The following is an 18,505-nucleotide window of genomic DNA, read 5'->3' on the forward strand; positions in this document are numbered from 1 at the left end:
TCGGTGGAGCTGCATGACAAAGTCATCGGGCATTATCTGAACATAAAACACTATCAATAAGTTGGAGTCATTACCCATCGTCAAAAGCTATTTAGTAACATTGATGTAAATTAAAAAACGATCAATATCATAAAGTTAGGTGAATGCTGACCGATAAGGATATCTGTCTGAAGAAAACTGTCTCCAGGGAGAAAATATGTTCTTGCATAACGTAAAGATTCGCTCGAAATTATTTATCGCGTTTGGTTTGTTTATTGTACTGATGATGGTGAGTTCGGGCCTTTCGCTGTTGAGTCTGGATCGTAGTAACAGTGGGATGCAGAACATCATTACCAATGACTATCCGATTACGGTAAAAGCCAATCTGCTCATTGATAATTTTCAGGAGTTTGTCAGTACTCAACAATTGATGTTATTGGATGAGGAAGGCAAATGGACCCAGGCGTCCCAGAAAAAGCTCGATACCATCAGCCAGCAAATTTCTGCTCTGCTGGATGGGCTGAGTGCTGCGCCGCTCAATGATGCCTCCAAAAAAATTGTTGCGGATATCCGCGATGTGCGTGAGCAGTATCTGGCTTCCCGATTCCGAATTCTGCAGGCGCTGCAGAATCACGATCGCTCCGGTGCGATGCACGAGATGATGACCCGCACGGTGAATGTGCAGCAGGCGTATAAAGCAAAAGTGCAGGAATTGATCGCCATTGAAGATGCCCAGATGCAGAAGGCGGGCGCTCAGGTGGAATATGATTTCCACACTAATCGTGCGCTGTTGATTACTCTGGCGCTGATCAGCATTGCCGCTGGTTGTGTGATGGGTTGGTATATTGTGCGCTCAATTACCCGACCCCTTAATGAAGCCGTGCAGTTTGCCGAGGCGATTGCGCAGGGCGACCTTACTCGCAGCATCAGTATGGAACAGAAGGATGAGACCGGTGTGCTGCTGCAAGCGCTGATGGCAATGAAAACCCGACTGTTAGAGATTGTCGAGGAAGTGCAAAACGGCTCCGAGAATATCTCTGCGGCGGCGGCACAGATTGTCGCGGGTAATCAGGATTTGGCTGCGCGTACCGAAGAACAGGCAAGCTCGGTAGAACAGACCGCGGCGTCGATGGAACAAATTACCGCGACGGTCAAAACGACGGCAGACCATACCCATGAAGCGACGAAGCTGTCTACGGGAGCGGCGACGGTCGTGAAAAACAACGGTGAGATGATGAATCAGGTGACGCAGAAAATACGCGTGATTAATGAAACCTCTAACCGTATGTCAGAAATTATCAACCTGATCGATTCGATTGCTTTTCAAACTAATATTTTGGCGCTGAATGCGGCTGTCGAAGCGGCGCGCGCCGGTGAGCACGGGCGTGGTTTCGCAGTAGTTGCCGGAGAAGTGCGTCAACTGGCGCAAAAAAGCGCATCGTCTGCCAGTGAGATCCGCAATCTGATTGAAGACTCCACCAGCCAAACCCGGGAAGGACTGGCGCTGGTTGAAAAAGCCAACGCGTTGATCACTGGAATGGTCACTAACGTTGAAGAAATGGATGTGATATTGCGGGAAATCGGTCAGGCCAGCCGCGAGCAGACGGACGGTATTTCGCAGATTAACAGTGCGATTGGCCTGATCGACACCACCACGCAACAGAACTCCTGTCTGGTAGAGGAGTCCGTTGCGGCAGCGGCGTCATTAAACGAACAGGCATTACACTTAAAAGAAATGATTAAAGTGTTCCGCGTGCGTAAAGAGGACGCGCAGCCTGCTTAATCAAGCTGGGTGATGTCCAGCGATGCGCGATCGATAATACCGATGATCTTCTTGATTTGCGCTTCGCTGGTGTCACCGTGATTGACCCGCAGATCCAGCACGGCTTTAAAATTCTCCAGTGCTCTTTTCATCTGTGGATTCTTGCGTAATTCAAAGCCGACACAGCGTGCTTTAATACGTTCGTGGATATGTTCCAGATGTTCCTGGTTCTCTTCCAGCCATTGCAGACCTTGCTCCGTGATTGTGATTTGCTTACGTCCGCCTTCCTCGTCACGGATGGCGATAAGCGACTGATCCTGCAAGAAATCCAGTGTCGGGTAAATCACGCCCGGGCTTGGGGTGTAATTACCCTGAGTCAATGTTTCAATGGCTTTGATTAGCTCATAACCGTGACTGGCATCGCGGGTCAAAATGTCGAGAATCACCAGACGTAATTCGCCGTGGCCGAAGAAACGCTGACGTCGACCGCCACCACCGCCGCGACCGTGGCGGTGTCCGCAGCCATGCTCATGGTGGTGTTCTTTGTTACAGCCTTCGTGATGACGTTCTTCACCTTTACAGCAACCTTCGTGGTGTTCACTGTGATGACCTTCGTGGCGATGCCCTTCACCCTTACAGCAGCCTTCGTGCTGGTGTTCTGTATGTTTGCAGCACCCTTCATGATGATCTTGCATCATTCATCTCCTGATGTTGTTTCGATATATCTAATTTATATCTAAACTTTTTATATTTGCAAGTTAATGTAGAAATATTAATTTAATTTATTGATATACATGTATTTATTTTTTATCGCGGTATTTTTGAAACTCTGTCCAGACCCTATCAAAAAAGTTCTTGCAATATTCTCAATTAGCAATCATTATCATTTGTAATTTATTTAGATATATCTAATCTCTGTCACGAAGGCGAAAAAATGACAAATAACACTTCACGCTATCCACAGCGCGTTCGCAATGAGCTGCGCTTCCGTGAACTGACCGTCCTGCGGGTTGAACGTATCAGCGCGGGTTTCCAGCGCATTGTATTGGGCGGTGACGCTCTGGATGGTTTCAGCTCACAGGGTTTTGACGACCACACCAAGGTCTTTTTCCCTGAGCCGGGCAGTCACTTTGTGCCACCCGTGGTGACGGATGAGGGGATTGTCTGGCCAGAGGGTGTACGCCCGGTATCCCGTGATTACACGCCGTTGTATGACCCGGCACGCCATGAACTGGCGCTGGATTTTTATATCCACGATGGCGGGGTGGCGAGTACGTGGGCGATGAATGCGCGTGAAGGTGACAAATTGACGATTGGCGGACCGCGTGGCTCGCTGGTGGTACCAGAAGACTATGCGTACCAGGTTTACGTGTGTGATGAATCTGGAATGCCAGCGCTACGTCGTCGGCTGGAGGCGATCGGTTGTTTAGCGGTACGTCCAAACGTGACGGCGCTGGTCAGCGTACGCGATGCAGCGTATCAGGATTATTTTGCTCATCTCGACGGTTTTTCGATTCAGTGGTTTGTCGGCCATGACGAACAGGCAGTGAATGAGCAGCTTTCACTGCTGACCGTGCCTGCACAGGATTATTTCATCTGGATAACTGGCGAAGGAAAAGTGGTGAAAAACCTGAGCGCCCGCTTTGCTACTGAGGTTTTCGATCAGCAGTTGGTGCGTGCCGCGGCTTACTGGCATCAACGGTCGGAACGTTAATTAATAATGTGACGGTGAAACGCCAAACGCCTGGCGGAATGCATAACTAAACGCTGCGGTGCTTGAATATCCTACATCGAGCGCCACGGCGGTTACGCTTTTATTTTTCTTCAGCATGAGTACAGACTCCAGAATTCGCATTTTTTGCTTCCAGACGCTGAAGGGTAATCCGGTTTCTTTTTTGAAATGACGCGAAAAGGTGCGGGCAGACATACCCAAATGTTGTGCCCAATACTCTACTGAATGTTCCAGCGCCGGAGACGCTTGTATTGTTCGGCATACATTGGTTAATTCGCGATCCTGCGGCCAGGGTAATACAAAGGCGACCTCTGGTAATTGCAGAATAATGTCCACCAGCACACTGACCAGTTTGCCTTCTTTTGACTGGCTATCATAATGACCTGAAATTGAATTCGTGGCGTAATGAATAAACTCTCTGGCGAAATCACTGATCGCCACGACTTTACACTCATGGATACTTTCTTCGAGAAAGCCCGGTTTAATATCCAGATTCTCTAAATGCACATCATCCAGCGCCCAAACTGCATGCTCAGTATTATTGGGGATCCAGATGCCGTAATGCGCGGGGATTATCCAGCACTTGCCGGCGACATCAATGCGCATACTGCCTTTGCGGGCAAAATGAAACTGCATAAAAGCGTGCGAGTGCTGCGGAACATGGTGGTTGGCTTCAAGGACATAAGAGCGAAAGTAAACGTCCTGCGGCAGTTCTGCCATGGAGTCGTCCGGGAAGGAATTCCAATGTTTATGTATGAGCGTTTCCATATTGAATTCGATTCTGCTTGCGGTGAGGTGGCCGCTGCTCGATAGATCTTGTCCGCAAATCATAATACATACATTCTTTTTTCCATAATAATCTTGCGTAATAATTAATAGCCCACTTTTGGTAAATACCATGAACACGCTTTGTTCAGACGCTGTCATCGTCAATGAAACAAATGATAACTGGACCCGAATGGGAAAAGAGCTGCTCCAACAAGCAGATATTCAGATCAATGGTTCCCGCCCCTGGGACATTCAACTTCATCATGCCGGTTTCTTTAAACGGGTGCTGCAACAAGGCTCCCTGGGGCTTGGCGAAAGCTATATGGAAGGCTGGTGGGACTGCGAACGTCTCGATGTTCTGTTCTGCAAAATCCTGAAAGCAAAACTCGACCAGCAAATGCCGGGAAATCTGAAGGATATATTGCGTATTGCCAGCGCCCGCCTGTTTAATTTGCAGTCTCGCAGTCGTGCGTGGATTGTCGGTAAAGAACACTACGATATTGGCAACGATCTCTTTGCGCTGATGCTGGATCCCCACATGCAATATTCCTGTGGTTACTGGAAAGAGGCTACCACCTTAGAAGACGCGCAAAACGCCAAATTAAAAATGATTTGCGAGAAGCTGCAACTGAAACCGGGTATGCGTTTACTGGATATTGGTTGCGGTTGGGGTGGACTGGCCGAATATGCGGCGCGCCATTATGGCGTGGCGGTAGAAGGCGTCACTATCTCGAAAGAGCAGCAAAAAATGGCGCAGCAGCGCTGTGAAGGCCTGGATGTGACCATCCTGCTTCAGGATTATCGTGACCTCGATAAGCACTACGATCGTATTGTCTCCGTGGGGATGTTTGAACACGTCGGGCCGAAAAACTACGACACCTATTTCAGCATCGCCGACCGTTGTTTAAAACCGGACGGATTGTTCCTGCTACATACCATCGGCAGCAATAAAAAAGGGATGAGCGTTGATCCGTGGATCAATAAATATATTTTCCCGAATGGCTGCTTACCGGCGATTTCTCATATTGCTGAAGCCAGCGAGTCGCGATTCGTGATGGAAGACTGGCATAACTTTGGCAGTGACTATGATAAAACGCTGATGGCCTGGCATGCGCGGTTTAATCAGGCGTGGCCGGAGCTGTCATCGCGTTATTCCGCGACCTTCAGAAGGATGTTCAATTATTACCTGTGCGCTTGTGCCGGAGCGTTCCGCGCCAGAGATATTGAGCTGTGGCAAGTCTTGTTTAGCCGGGGCGTAGAAGGCGGTATTCGCGTTTATCGTTAATATTAAGCCGGATGGCGGCGCAAACGCCTTCCGGCCTACAACCGCGTGCAAACGGTAGGCCTGATAAGCGCAGCGCATCAGGCATTTCTTCGCCGGATGGCGGCGTAAGCGCCTTATCCGGCCTACAAAGGTTTGCACTCGTAGGCCTGATAAGCGAAGCGCATCAGGCACTTATGGCTTATCCCAACTCACTCTCTGCCAGTGCTTTAAATACCATGGCGACGGCGTGTGCACCGGGGTCCATATTGCCCAGCAGGCTTTCACCGCTGAGATACGACGCGCGACCCGCGTTGGCTTTGCTCGACAGACAGGTACGCTCTGCGCCTGCCTGTGCGGCGTCAAAAGCGGCTTGCAGGTTTTGTGGTTGTGCCAGCAGAGACGTCAGCGCGGGTTGCAGCGCATCAATCATCGTACGGTCACCCTCGTCTGCACCACCGTAGAACTTCATCTGCGCCAGCCCTGTGTTCAGGGCTTCGGCAATATCAGCCCCTTGCTCCAGCTTCTGCCCGGCGGCGGTAAAGAAGATTGACATCAGTACGCCGCTGGACCCGCCCATCACCACGGTCAGGCGTTCGCCGATCAGGGCGAACAGCGTGGCGAGGTTATCCAGAGGAAGCTGCTGACGATGCAGCAGGTCAGCGATTTCACGTGCACCAGCGGCAAAAGTTGAACCCGTATCACCATCGCCGACTTTGGCATCCAGCGCGTTGAGGTGTGTTTCCAGATCGGAAAGCGTTCCGGTGACCTGCTCAATAATCCCGGCGACCAGCGTGTTGGCTGAAGGCTGGAATTCGACGCGCGCGCTGCGCTGCGATGATGGCACACAGTTGATTTCGCGTGGTGGGACAGGCGTCGGCCAGCTGCTGGTTTCGACTTCGGTTAACAGCGCTTTTTCGATGCTCTCTTCCAGTACGATGGCGGTCAGCGAGAAACCTTTCATATCCAGGGCGGTGACCAGCGAGGCCGGGCCAATCAGCCAGTCGATACGCGGATGCAGTGGGCTGTTTGCCAGTTCCCGAGTGATGATAGCCATTTCAGCAACGGACACGCCGCCCAGATTATTAATCATCACCGCCAGACGGCCGGTTTCCGGCAGTGCCGCCATCAGTTTATCGACCATCAGGGTCACCACCTGCGCACTATTTTGGGTAGCGATAACCGAGGCGCCAGGCTCGCCGTGAATGCCCATGCCCAGTTCGGCATGGCCTGCATGATGACGCGGTGCGGCGTCGGTTTCCTGCGGCAAATGGCAACTGGAAATGGCGACGCCCAGGCTGAAGGTGTTACTTGCTGCATACTGCGCTTCACGCAGGACGGTGGCGAGGTTGTAGCCGCGTTCAGCGAAATAGCCTGCCACTTTATGTACCAGGATAGTGCCCGCAATCCCGCGAGGGTGCTTGTTATCCGGCAGGGAGATATCGTCGCCGACAATCAGCATTTCGACGTTATAGCCAAGGCGGCGTGCTTTTTCGGCGGCGAGGCCGAAGTTAAGACGATCGCCGGTGTAATTTTTAACGATCAACAGACAGCCTGCCTCGCCAGTTACCGCCTGGATTGCGGTCAGCACTGCATCTACGCTCGGGGACGCAAACACGTCGCCACAGACTGCCGCGGTCAACATCCCTTTGCCGATAAAGCCAACGTGGGCGGGTTCGTGTCCTGAGCCGCCACCGGAGATCACCGCCACGTTATCTTTGTTGAGATCGCGACGAACCACGATGCGAATAGCCGGATCGCTTTCCAGACGCGCCAGATTGTTCCACGGACTGGTGATAATCGTACCGTCGATGACGTCGTTAACGAGTTGGGTACGCTGATTAAAAAAGAATTGAGACATAACGGCTCCTCGAGGTTGAGTGTAAGACAAACCCCCGAATGCATTGTCATGGTGCGGAGGCGATGGGGAGATTCTGGCGGAGTCAGCGTGGAAAAAAACAGCGGCAAAATGAGTTTCATTACGGAACGTAATTGTTATTTTTTGTTCCGTAATGGAACGTATTTGTGCGAGGAACGATCACAATGCGAGCCCGCTCGACTTTTTTATCGCCTTTTCAGTGTTGGCCACACTGCACAGTAAACGTTTTGTTACTGCTTTTAACGGCGTCAGAGAGGGGCAAAGGGAATTTGATCTTCGCGTTCTGCAAGGATTTGTCGGTAAATGAACGGATCGGGATCGCAAACCCCAGTATTTTTATGGTTAATCGTTTCAATATGGAACGCATGTTATTTTTATCTGTTTCATATCAGAACAAAAAGACGAATGATTTTTTTGTTCCCGCCTCGCCATACAGTTATTGCATCGCTCCGGTACCTCCCGTTTTCGCCGTTCGCAACAGGCTAAACAGGTTAACGCCAGGGCTCACCATGTAAAAACATGTACTTATTTGAGGATGAAAGGAATGCTAAAAGTTATTCAATCTCCAGCCAAATATCTCCAGGGTCCTGACGCTTCTACCTTATTTGGTCAATACGCTAAAAATCTGGCAGACAGCTTTTTCGTGATTGCGGATGACTTCGTCATGAAACTGGCGGGAGACAAAGTACTCAATGGCCTGCACAGCCACGGTATTAGCTGCCACGCGGAACGCTTCAATGGCGAATGCAGCCATGTTGAAATTAATCGCCTGATTGCCATTCTGAAGCAGCACGGTTGCCGTGGTGTGGTTGGGATTGGCGGTGGGAAAACGCTGGATACCGCCAAAGCGATTGGCTACTACCAGAAACTGCCGGTGGTGGTGATTCCAACTATCGCCTCAACGGATGCGCCAACCAGTGCGCTGTCTGTTATCTACACCGAAGCCGGTGAGTTCGAAGAATATCTGATCTACCCGAAAAACCCGGATATGGTTGTCATGGATACGGCAATTATCGCCAAAGCGCCGGTACGTCTGCTGGTGGCCGGGATGGGCGATGCGCTCTCGACCTGGTTTGAAGCAAAAGCGTGTTTTGATGCCAGAGCGACCAGCATGGCGGGGGGACAGTCCACGGCGGCAGCCCTGAGCCTGGCGCGCTTGTGCTATGATACGCTGCTGGCAGAAGGTGAAAAGGCGCGTCTGGCGGCACAGGCTGGCGTGGTGACCGATGCTCTGGAACGTATCGTGGAAGCGAACACCTATCTCAGCGGTATTGGCTTTGAAAGCAGTGGTCTTGCGGGGGCACACGCCATCCATAATGGCTTCACCATTCTGGAAGAGTGCCACCATTTGTATCACGGTGAAAAAGTGGCGTTTGGTACGCTGGCGCAACTGGTACTGCAGAACAGCCCGATGGAAGAGATCGAAACGGTGCTGAATTTCTGCCAGAAAGTGGATCTGCCGGTAACGCTGGCGCAAATGGGCGTGAAAGACGGCATCGACGCTAAGATTATGGCCGTTGCGAAAGCCACCTGCGCGGAAGGTGAAACCATTCACAATATGCCGTTCCCGGTGACGCCTGAAAGCGTCCATGCCGCTATTCTGACGGCAGACCTGCTGGGACAGCAGTGGCTGGCGCGTTAATCAGACGTCGGTAAGTCCTTTATTCGGCATCTTCTCCCCCTCTGACAGTCTCTGCCGGAGGGGTTGTCTATGGTAAAACAGCGGAAATGGATATGACGGCGCACACTCATGGCATCGGGAAGGAAGTCTCTTCGGTCATTGCTCAGTCATGGCATCGTTGCAGCAAGTTTATGCAACGGGAAACCTGGCAGGCACCGCATCAGGCGCAGGGACTGACTTTTGCGTCGATTTGTCGCCGTAAGACTGCGCTGCTGACGATTGGGCAGGCCGCGCTGGAAGATGCCTGGGAGTTTATGGATGGACGTCCGTGCGCGCTGCTGATTCTGGATGAATCGGCTTGTATTCTCAGCCGGTGCGGCGATCCGCAGACGGTGGAACAGCTGGCGGAGCTTGGCTTTCGTGACGGTAGCTACTGTGCGGAAAGCATTATCGGCAGTTGTGCGCTATCGCTGGCAACGATGCCAGGGCAGCCGACAAAAACCTCTGGCGATCAGCATTTTAAGCAGGCGCTGCATCCGTGGTCGTTCTGCTCTACCCCGGTCTTTGATAACCATGGGCGGCTGTTTGGCTCCATCTCCCTGTGCTGCCTGGTGGAGCATGAGTGCGTTTCCGATCTCTCCCTGACGCTGGCGATTGCCAGAGAAGTCGGCAACTCTTTGCTGACCGACAGCCTGTTGGCCGAATCTAACCGCCATCTTAATCAGATGTATGGGCTGTTAGAGAGCATGGATGATGGCGTAATGGCATGGAACGAGCAGGGCGTTCTGCAGTTTCTTAATGCCCGTGCCGCTTTGCTTTTACATCTGGATGCACAGGCCAGCCAGGGTAAAAACATTAATGACCTGGTTAATCTGCCCACCTTGCTGCGCCGGGCGATCAAGCATGCTCGCGGCCTGAATCACGTCGAAGTGACTTTCGAAAGCCAGCACCAGTTTGTTGATGCTGTTATTACTCTGAAACCCATTGTTGAAGAACAGGGCAACAGCTTTATTCTGCTGCTTCATCCCGTTGAACAAATGCGTCAGTTGATGACCAGCCAGCTCGGGAAAGTCAGCCACACCTTTGAACAGATGTCGACGGATGACCCGGAAACCCGTCGGTTGATCCATTTTGGTCGCCAGGCGGCACGAGGGAGTTTCCCTATTCTGTTGTGTGGTGAAGAGGGAGTGGGTAAAGAGCTATTGAGCCAGGCTATTCACAATGAAAGCGAACGCGCCAGCGGGCCTTATATCGCCGTTAACTGCCAACTGTATGCCAACAGCGTGCTGGGGCAGGATTTTATGGGCAGTGCGCCAACCGATGATGAAAACGGTCGGCTGAGCCGCCTTGAGCTGGCGAACGGCGGTACGCTGTTTCTGGAAAAAATTGAGTATCTGGCACCCGAGTTGCAATCCGCGTTGTTGCAGGTTATCAAGCAGGGGGTATTGACCCGCCTTGATGCCCGCCGCCTGATCCCGGTCGATGTGAAAGTGATTGCCACTACCACGGTTGATCTCGCCAACCTGGTGGAGCAAAACCGCTTTAGCCGCCAACTGTATTACGCGTTACACTCCTTTGAAATTGTTATTCCACCGCTGCGGGCACGGCGTAACAGCATTCCGGCGCTGATTCATACACGCTTAAATAGCCTGAAAAAACGCTTTTCATCCAGTCTGAAGCTGGACGATGACGCGCTGGCACAACTGGTTGCCTACTCGTGGCCGGGCAATGATTTTGAGCTCAACAGCATTATCGAAAATATCGCTATCAGTAGCGACAATGGCCATATTCGCCTGAGTAATCTGCCTGATTATCTGTTTGCCGAACGTCCAGGCCTGGAGACTGCATCATCGCTGCTGCCAGCCAGCCTGACGTTTACCGCCATCGAAAAAGAGGCGATTATCCATGCCGCCCGCGTCACCAGCGGACGTGTGCAGGAAATGTCGCAACTGCTGAATATTGGCCGCACCACCTTGTGGCGCAAGATGAAACAGTACGACATCGATGCCAGCCAGTTTAAGCGCAAACATCTGGAGTAGTTTCTTCGATCCTCGCCATCGAGAAGAGGGCGTCGGACAGACGATTGATGTAACGCTTAAGCTCATCACGCAGCGTCAACGTTCTGTCCATGGCGATGAGGAGCCGCTCCAGCCGACGTGCCAGCGTGCGCGCAACATGCAACTGTGCCGATGCGAGGTTTTTCCCCGGAATAACAAACTCTTTTAGCGGACCGCTTTGCGTCATATTGCGATCAATAAGCTGCTCCAACGCCTGAATATCCTCGGGGCTAATCGTCTGCGTTAAGCGGGTAAGTCCTTTCTCATCGCTGGCGAGTTCTGCACCCAGTACAAACAGCGTCTTCTGGATGGTATGTAAATCCTGGCGAAGCGCTGTCAGGCGTGTGCTGGCGTAGCAGACGCCAAGCTGGGAAATCAGTTCGTCCACGGTGCCATAGGCATTCACGCGGATATCATCTTTGTCGATACGGCTGCCGCCAAACAGCGCGGTCGTGCCCTTATCACCCGTGCGGGTATAGATACGGTACATTTATTTTATCTCGCTGAAAGGAAGCACTTTGACCAGTTGACCGGCATTGGCGCCAAGCGTGCGGATCTGCGCCATTCCGGCGGTGATATGACCACGGACCAGCGCCCGATCCTCGGGCAACTGGGCGTGGGTTAAAGCAATATCACCCGTGGCGTTGAGACCAAGACCGACACGTAGCGTTGAGCTTTTGGCCGCAAGTTTGCTCAACGCCAGCGCACAGTCATTCTCGTCGCAACAGACAGTCCTGCACGGGACGCCTTGCTCTTCCAGTCCCCAGCACAGTTCATCAAGCGCGCGGGTATCCTGCCAGCGTGGGTGATAAAACAGATGTACGCCCGGTGATGAAAGTGACATTGCGCCCCCTTTGGATTAGAAAGCCTGACGGAAGATTTCAGCGATCTCTTTCTCGTTCCCTTTACGCGGGTTCGAGAACGCGTTGCCGTCTTTCAGCGCCATTTCTGCCATGTAAGGGAAATCGGCTTCTTTGACGCCCAGCTCCTGCAAATGCTGTGGAATACCAATATCAGCGGAAAGACGGGCGATGGCGTGAATGGCCAGCTCAGCGGCATCCATGATTGACAGCCCGTCGGTGTTCTCGCCCATAAACTCAGCGATATCGGCAAATTTCTCCGGGTTGGCGATGAGGTTATAACGGGCTACATGTGGCAGCAGTACCGCATTGGCCACGCCGTGCGGCATGTCGTACAGACCACCGAGCTGGTGTGCCATCGCATGAACATAGCCGAGGTTGGCGTTGTTGAAAGCCATACCGGCCAGCAGAGAGGCGTAGGCCATATTTTCACGGGCTTTCAGGTTGCTGCCCAGCGCAACGGCCTGGCGCAAGTTACGGGCGATCAGACGGATCGCCTGGATAGCGGCGGCATCGGTGACCGGGTTAGCATCTTTGGAAATGTAAGCTTCCACGGCGTGGGTCAGCGCGTCCATCCCGGTCGCGGCGGTAAGTGGTGCTGGTTTACCGAGCATCAGCAGCGGGTCATTAATGGAAACCGACGGCAGGTTACGCCAGCTGACAATCACAAACTTCACTTTGGTTTTGGTATTGGTCAGCACGCAGTGGCGGGTGACTTCGCTGGCGGTACCCGCGGTGGTATTGACCGCAACGATTGGCGGCAGCGGATTGGTCAGCGTTTCAATCCCGGCGTAGCTGTAGAGATCGCCTTCGTGCGTGGCTGCGATACCGATACCTTTACCGCAGTCATGCGGGCTACCGCCGCCGACGGTAACGATGATATCGCACTGCTCTTTACGAAATACCTCCAGACCGTCGCGCACGTTGGTGTCTTTAGGGTTCGGCTCTACGCCGTCAAAGACGACCACCTCAATCCCGGCTTCACGCAGATGCGCCAGCGTTTTATCTACTGCACCGTCTTTTATCGCCCGCAGACCTTTATCGGTGACCAGCAGCGCTTTTTTACCGCCTAATAGTTTGCAACGTTCGCCGACAACGGAAATAGCATTTGGGCCAAAAAAGTTAACATTCGGCACAAGGTAATCAAACATACGATAGCTCATAATATACCTTCTTAGATTTAAATTATAATTCAGAGAAACAATTCAGTGCGGTCTCAGCCAATAATCTATCTTGTTCCACAGTACCGCCACTAACGCCGACAGCACCGATTGATTGTCCGTCAAATATAACAGGTAAACCGCCGCCAAAAATAACAATCCGCTGTTGGTTGGTGAGCTGTAAACCATATAGAGAAGCACCGGGTTGTACTGCGTCGGTAATTTCATGGGTGCCCTGCCGCAGACAGCAGGCGGTCCAGGCTTTATTGAGAGAAATATCACAACTGGTGACAAACGCCTCGTCCATGCGCTGTATCAGTAGCGTGTTTCCGCCGCGATCAACTACGGAAAAGACCACCGGAACGTTGATTTCAAGCGCTTTTGCCTCGACGGCAGTCGCCATTTTCTTTGCGGCCGCCAGCGTAATGGTGGTGATTTGTTGGCTCTTATTCACAGTATCTCCTGACAAGGTTGTAGGGCTGAGGTCGCAGAAAATATCGCGCTACAGCTATTTTTTCTCATTGGGTTTTCTGTATTTTCTCGCGATGCGTTATTAAGTCAATAGTGTGTATTTTTCTAAAATATTAAATTTTTTCCTGCGTTCGGCATTTATTGATAATGATCATTTAAGCGTGTCACAATTCTTCGTGGATATTCCCGTGGACCGTTTCAATATGAAACGCTGACATTTAAATATGTATCAAATTGGAACGTAATTAATTTTATTTTTTTATCGGCCTGCTCATTTAAAGTTCGGCTATTGCTGATAAAGGCGATTGCTGGGGTGGTAGAGCACCAGCGATACAGCCTGGCGTCCCTATTCTTTATCTTTTGAGTCTATAAACTATGAGAAGATCAAAACGATTCGAAGTCCTTGCGAAGCGTCCTGTAAATCAGGATGGGCTTATTGGCGAATGGCCGGAAGAAGGGCTGATCGCCATGGAAAGTCCCTACGATCCGGCCTCTTCTGTGAAGGTGGAAAAGGGTCGTATTGTTGAGCTGGACGGCAAGAGCCGCGCACAGTTCGACATGATTGACCGCTTTATTGCCGACTACGCGATAAACGTCGCTGAAACCGAGCGCGCCATGCAGCTCGACGCACTGGAGATCGCCAGAATGCTGGTGGATATCCACGTCAGTCGCGAAGAGATCATTGCCATTACTACCGCTATTACCCCGGCGAAAGCGGTGGAGGTGATGGCAAAAATGAACGTGGTAGAGATGATGATGGCGCTGCAAAAAATGCGCGCCCGACGCACCCCTTCTAACCAGTGTCACGTGACCAACCTAAAAGATAATCCGGTGCAGATTGCCGCCGATGCCGCTGAAGCGGGGATTCGTGGTTTTTCCGAACAGGAAACCACGTTCGGGATTGCCCGCTATGCGCCGTTTAACGCCCTGGCGCTGTTGGTCGGTTCTCAGTGCGGTCGTCCGGGCGTACTGACACAATGTTCCGTTGAAGAGGCTACTGAGCTGGAGTTGGGAATGCGCGGGTTAACCAGCTACGCCGAAACGGTGTCGGTCTACGGAACGGAATCGGTATTCACTGACGGCGACGATACGCCGTGGTCAAAAGCGTTTCTCGCCTCGGCCTATGCATCCCGCGGGCTGAAGATGCGCTATACCTCCGGTACCGGTTCGGAAGCCTTGATGGGCTATTCCGAGAGTAAATCGATGTTGTACCTGGAATCCCGCTGCATTTTCATTACCAAGGGCGCGGGTGTGCAGGGGCTGCAAAACGGGGCGGTCAGTTGTATCGGGATGACGGGCGCAGTGCCGTCGGGTATTCGCGCAGTGCTGGCGGAAAACCTGATTGCGTCAATGCTCGACCTTGAAGTGGCCTCGGCCAATGACCAGACCTTCTCACACTCCGATATTCGCCGTACCGCCCGCACCCTGATGCAGATGCTGCCCGGCACCGACTTTATCTTCTCTGGCTATAGTGCCGTCCCCAACTACGACAACATGTTTGCCGGTTCTAACTTCGATGCTGAAGACTTCGATGATTACAACATACTGCAACGTGACCTGATGGTTGACGGCGGCCTGCGCCCGGTAACCGAAGAAGAAACCATCGCCATCCGTAACAAGGCGGCGCGGGCTATTCAGGCGGTATTCCGCGAACTGGGCCTGCCGACAATCAGTGATGAGGAAGTGGAGGCGGCCACCTATGCTCACGGCAGCAAAGACATGCCTGCGCGCAATGTGGTGGAAGATCTGGCGGCAGTGGAAGAGATGATGAAGCGCAACATTACCGGGCTGGATATCGTCGGGGCGCTAAGCGGTAGCGGATTTGAAGATATCGCCAGCAATATTCTCAATATGTTGAGACAGCGCGTGACCGGTGATTACCTGCAAACATCGGCCATTCTGGATCGTCAGTTCGACGTGGTCAGCGCCGTGAACGACATCAATGATTATCAGGGACCCGGCACCGGCTATCGCATCAGTGCCGAACGCTGGGCGGAAATTAAAAATATTGCGGGTGTGGTTCAGCCCAGCTCGATTGAATAAGGCGGTACACCGTGGAATGCACAACTGAACGTAAGCCCGTTTTTACCTTGCAGGTCAGTGAAGGCGAGGCGGCAAAAGCAGACGATCGCGCTGACGAAGTGGTGATTGGCGTCGGACCGGCCTTTGGCAAGCACCAGCACAAAACCCTGATTGATATGCCGCACAACGCGATTCTGAAAGAGCTGGTGGCGGGGATTGAAGAAGAGGGACTGCATGCGCGAGTGGTGAGAATTCTGCGCACCTCGGATGTCTCTTTTATGGCGTGGGATGCGGCGAACCTCAGCGGCTCCGGCATCGGGATTGGTATTCAGTCAAAGGGAACCACAGTGATTCATCAGCGTGATTTGCTGCCCCTGAGTAATCTTGAACTCTTCTCTCAGGCCCCGCTGCTGACGCTGGAAACCTATCGTCAGATAGGAAAGAACGCTGCGCGCTATGCACGCAAAGAGTCGCCCTCGCCGGTTCCGGTGGTCAATGACCAGATGGTGCGCCCCAAATTTATGGCCAAAGCCGCGCTGTTTCACATTAAAGAAACCAAACATGTGGTGCAGGATGCTGCGCCTGTCACGCTGCATATTGCATTAGTAAGGGAATGACCATGAACGACAACATCATGACCGCGCAGGATTATCCTTTAGCTACCCGCTGCCCGGAGAAAATCCTGACCCCCACCGGGAAACCGTTAACCGATATCACCCTTGAGAATGTGCTGGCGGGGCATGTAGGGCCGCAGGATGTGCGTATTTCCCAGCAAACGCTGGAGTATCAGGCGCAGATTGCCGAACAGATGCACCGTCACGCCGTGGCGCGCAACTTCCGTCGGGCGGCGGAACTGATTGCCATCCCGGATACCCGCATTCTGGAAATCTACAACGCGCTACGCCCGTTTCGCTCTTCATTCGCGGAGCTACAGGCGATTGCTGATGAGCTGGAGCATACCTGGCACGCGACGGTGAACGCCGGATTTGTGCGTGAGTCGGCAGAGGTGTATCAGCAAAGAAACAAGCTGCGTAAAGGCAGCCAGTGACGGAGGGAATATGCCGTTAATTGCAGGGATTGATATCGGCAACGCCACCACGGAAGTGGCGTTGGCTCAGCATGGCCGGTTTATCGCCAGCGGGATTGTCGCGACCACGGGCATGAAGGGAACGCGGGATAATATTGCCGGGGTGGTTGCTTCCCTGCAGCAGGCACTGGAAAAAACGCCATGGTCGCTTAAAGATGTGGCGAAAATCTGTATCAATGAGGCCGCACCGGTCATTGGTGATGTGGCGATGGAAACGATCACGGAAACCATCATTACCGAATCAACGATGATTGGGCATAACCCACAAACGCCCGGCGGCGTTGGCGTGGGAATGGGAACCACCATTGCAGTGGAGAAGCTGGCGGCATTGAGTGAGGAGCGGTTTGCCCAGGGCTGGATCCCATTGGTGGGTGAGGAAATGGATTTCCTCGAAGCCGTTTGGCTGATCAACGACGCGTTGGATCGCGGCGTGAACGTGGTGGCGGCGATCCTGAAAAAAGATGACGGCGTGCTGGTGAACAATCGTCTGCGGCGAACTATGCCGGTGGTTGATGAAGTCACGCTGCTGGAAAAAGTGCCGGAAGGGGTGTTGGCGGCGGTCGAAGTCGCGGCCGCGGGCCAGGTTGTTCGTGCGCTGTCTAACCCCTACGGCATCGCCACGTTCTTTGCCCTGACGCCGGAGGAAACCCAAACCATCGTCCCTATTGCCAGGGCGCTGATCGGTAACCGCTCCGCCGTGGTGCTGAAAACGCCGCAGGGTGATGTGCGTTCAAGGGTGATCCCAGCGGGTAAGATCTTTATCCGCGGAGAAAGGCGCGGCGGCGAAGCTGACGTGGCGCAAGGGGCGCAGGCTATTATGCAGGCGATGAGCGCCTGTGCGCCTGTGTGTGACATTCGCGGTGAAGCGGGAACGCACGCAGGCGGTATGCTGGAACGCGTGCGTAAGGTGATGGCGTCGCTGTCCGGGCATGATATGAACGCGGTGCATATTCAGGATTTGCTGGCAGTTGATACGTTTATTCCTCGTAAGGTGCAGGGCGGCATCGCCGGGGAATGTTCGATGGAAAATGCTGTCGGCATTGCGGCGATGGTGAAATCCGATCGTTTACAAATGCAGGCCATTGCCAGCGAGCTGAGCGCGCGATTAAACACCGCTGTTGAAGTGGGGGGTGTAGAGGCCAATATGGCCGTGACTGGCGCGTTAACGACGCCCGGATGTGCTGCGCCGCTGGCGATCCTCGATTTAGGCGCTGGTTCCACTGATGCAGCCATCATCAATAGCGAAGGTGCAGTAAAGGCGGTACATCTGGCCGGCGCGGGGAATATGGTCAGCCTGTTGATTCAGACGGAACTGGGTCTGAGCGATCCGTTTCTGGCCGAGGAAATAAAAAAATACCCGCTGGCGAAAGTAGAGAGCCTGTTCAGTATTCGTCATGAGAACGGTGCGGTGGAGTTTTTCCGCGAACCACTCAGCCCGTCGGTGTTTGCCAAAGTGGTGTATCTGAAAGACGGCGAGCTGATCCCCGTGGATAACCAGACTTCGCTGGAAAAAATTCGTCTGGTGCGACGTCAGGCTAAGGAGAAGGTCTTCGTGACCAACTGCCTGCGTGCATTGCGCCAGGTGTCACCTGGCGGCTCCATTCGCGATATCACTTTTGTGGTGCTGGTGGGGGGCTCATCGCTGGATTTTGAAATTCCGCAGATGATCACCGACGCGTTGGCGCATTATGGTGTCGTGGCGGGACAGGGCAATATCCGGGGGACCGAAGGGCCGCGTAATGCGGTGGCAACCGGCCTGGTTTTAGCCGGGGAAGCAAAAAAATAGCGCAGAAAACAGCCGCCGCAAGCGTTTAGCTGCGGGGTAAATCAAATAAAGGCAACGTTC

General features: G+C 52.9%; 17 protein-coding genes. 10 read left to right on the forward strand and 7 right to left on the reverse strand.

Annotated features, from left to right (window positions below):
- Both RYZ59_RS24835 and RYZ59_RS21290 read left to right on the forward strand, forming a co-directional pair.
- The coding region (locus tag RYZ59_RS24835) for an IS1 family transposase (RefSeq protein ID WP_071528444.1) at positions 1 to 60 on the forward strand (60 nt) is incomplete at its 5' end.
- A gap of 136 nt (positions 61 to 196) precedes the next feature.
- Positions 197 to 1,762, forward strand: a complete 1,566-nt coding sequence (locus tag RYZ59_RS21290) for a methyl-accepting chemotaxis protein (protein ID WP_318050622.1) — start codon at positions 197 to 199, stop codon at positions 1,760 to 1,762.
- Here the strand turns inward: RYZ59_RS21290 and RYZ59_RS21295 are convergent.
- Positions 1,759 to 2,436 carry a PadR family transcriptional regulator gene (locus RYZ59_RS21295; protein ID WP_318050628.1) on the reverse strand — a complete coding sequence of 226 codons (678 nt, stop codon included), beginning with the start codon at positions 2,434 to 2,436 and terminating at the stop codon, positions 1,759 to 1,761. The genes RYZ59_RS21290 and RYZ59_RS21295 overlap by 4 nt on opposite strands.
- A gap of 239 nt (positions 2,437 to 2,675) precedes the next feature.
- On the opposite strand from RYZ59_RS21295, the gene RYZ59_RS21300 reads away from it, so the two are divergent.
- Positions 2,676 to 3,455, forward strand: a complete 780-nt coding sequence (locus tag RYZ59_RS21300; RefSeq protein ID WP_318050620.1) for a siderophore-interacting protein — start codon at positions 2,676 to 2,678, stop codon at positions 3,453 to 3,455.
- Here RYZ59_RS21300 and RYZ59_RS21305 read toward each other — a convergent pair whose 3' ends face one another.
- Entirely contained in the window at positions 3,456 to 4,304 is an 849-nt protein-coding gene (locus RYZ59_RS21305) for a helix-turn-helix transcriptional regulator (RefSeq protein ID WP_318050626.1), read from the reverse strand.
- Positions 4,305 to 4,371: 67 nt separating this feature from the next.
- Between RYZ59_RS21305 and cfa the strand changes: the two genes are divergently transcribed.
- Complete coding sequence (gene cfa / locus RYZ59_RS21310) at positions 4,372 to 5,526, forward strand: cyclopropane fatty acyl phospholipid synthase (protein WP_318050618.1); 1,155 nt, start codon at positions 4,372 to 4,374, stop codon at positions 5,524 to 5,526.
- Between the two features lie 178 nt (positions 5,527 to 5,704).
- On the opposite strand, the gene RYZ59_RS21315 is transcribed toward cfa, so the two are convergent.
- A complete protein-coding gene (locus tag RYZ59_RS21315) occupies positions 5,705 to 7,363 on the reverse strand; it encodes a glycerone kinase (protein ID WP_202037700.1) in 1,659 nt (552 codons plus the stop codon).
- 562 nt (positions 7,364 to 7,925) lie between these two features.
- Between RYZ59_RS21315 and RYZ59_RS21320 the strand changes: the two genes are divergently transcribed.
- Together RYZ59_RS21320 and dhaR are read left to right on the forward strand one after the other, a co-directional pair.
- Positions 7,926 to 9,023: a glycerol dehydrogenase gene (locus RYZ59_RS21320; protein ID WP_005131422.1), complete on the forward strand. Its 1,098-nt coding sequence runs from the start codon at positions 7,926 to 7,928 to the stop codon at positions 9,021 to 9,023.
- 92 nt (positions 9,024 to 9,115) lie between these two features.
- Positions 9,116 to 11,041: a dihydroxyacetone kinase operon transcriptional regulator DhaR gene (gene dhaR / locus RYZ59_RS21325; RefSeq protein ID WP_202037701.1), complete on the forward strand. Its 1,926-nt coding sequence runs from the start codon at positions 9,116 to 9,118 to the stop codon at positions 11,039 to 11,041.
- Here dhaR and RYZ59_RS21330 read toward each other — a convergent pair.
- From RYZ59_RS21330 to RYZ59_RS21345, 4 genes are read right to left on the reverse strand one after another with little or no spacing between them, the layout of a single operon-like run.
- Complete coding sequence (locus tag RYZ59_RS21330) at positions 11,019 to 11,549, reverse strand: cob(I)yrinic acid a,c-diamide adenosyltransferase (RefSeq protein WP_318050613.1); 531 nt, start codon at positions 11,547 to 11,549, stop codon at positions 11,019 to 11,021. The two genes, dhaR and RYZ59_RS21330, sit on opposite strands and share 23 nt — an antisense overlap.
- Positions 11,550 to 11,903, reverse strand: a complete 354-nt coding sequence (locus RYZ59_RS21335; RefSeq protein ID WP_137382525.1) for a glycerol dehydratase reactivase beta/small subunit family protein — start codon at positions 11,901 to 11,903, stop codon at positions 11,550 to 11,552.
- Positions 11,904 to 11,918: 15 nt separating this feature from the next.
- The gene (dhaT, locus tag RYZ59_RS21340; protein WP_318050610.1) at positions 11,919 to 13,082 is read right to left on the reverse strand and encodes a 1,3-propanediol dehydrogenase; all 1,164 of its coding nucleotides are present in this window, start codon (positions 13,080 to 13,082) and stop codon (positions 11,919 to 11,921) included.
- A 22-nt stretch (positions 13,083 to 13,104) separates the two neighbouring features.
- Complete coding sequence (locus tag RYZ59_RS21345) at positions 13,105 to 13,533, reverse strand: heme-binding protein (protein ID WP_318050608.1); 429 nt, start codon at positions 13,531 to 13,533, stop codon at positions 13,105 to 13,107.
- Between the two features lie 392 nt (positions 13,534 to 13,925).
- Here RYZ59_RS21345 and RYZ59_RS21350 point away from each other — a divergent pair, with 392 nt between their 5' ends.
- Genes RYZ59_RS21350 through RYZ59_RS21365 form a run of 4 tightly spaced genes read left to right on the forward strand, consistent with a single transcriptional unit; the run spans position 13,926 to position 18,445 of the window.
- Positions 13,926 to 15,593 carry a propanediol/glycerol family dehydratase large subunit gene (locus RYZ59_RS21350; protein WP_318050606.1) on the forward strand — a complete coding sequence of 556 codons (1,668 nt, stop codon included), beginning with the start codon at positions 13,926 to 13,928 and terminating at the stop codon, positions 15,591 to 15,593.
- Between the two features lie 11 nt (positions 15,594 to 15,604).
- Positions 15,605 to 16,189, forward strand: coding sequence for a propanediol/glycerol family dehydratase medium subunit (locus tag RYZ59_RS21355; RefSeq protein ID WP_040230555.1), 585 nt, complete (start codon positions 15,605 to 15,607; stop codon positions 16,187 to 16,189).
- Between the two features lie 2 nt (positions 16,190 to 16,191).
- Positions 16,192 to 16,620 carry a diol dehydratase small subunit gene (locus tag RYZ59_RS21360; protein WP_202037706.1) on the forward strand — a complete coding sequence of 143 codons (429 nt, stop codon included), beginning with the start codon at positions 16,192 to 16,194 and terminating at the stop codon, positions 16,618 to 16,620.
- A gap of 10 nt (positions 16,621 to 16,630) precedes the next feature.
- Positions 16,631 to 18,445: a diol dehydratase reactivase subunit alpha gene (locus RYZ59_RS21365; protein ID WP_318050602.1), complete on the forward strand. Its 1,815-nt coding sequence runs from the start codon at positions 16,631 to 16,633 to the stop codon at positions 18,443 to 18,445.
- Positions 18,446 to 18,505: the final 60 nt, after the last annotated feature.

It is taken from the genome of Citrobacter sp. HN-141, from assembly GCF_033341895.1.
In the GTDB taxonomy this organism is placed as follows: Bacteria; Pseudomonadota; Gammaproteobacteria; order Enterobacterales; family Enterobacteriaceae; genus Citrobacter.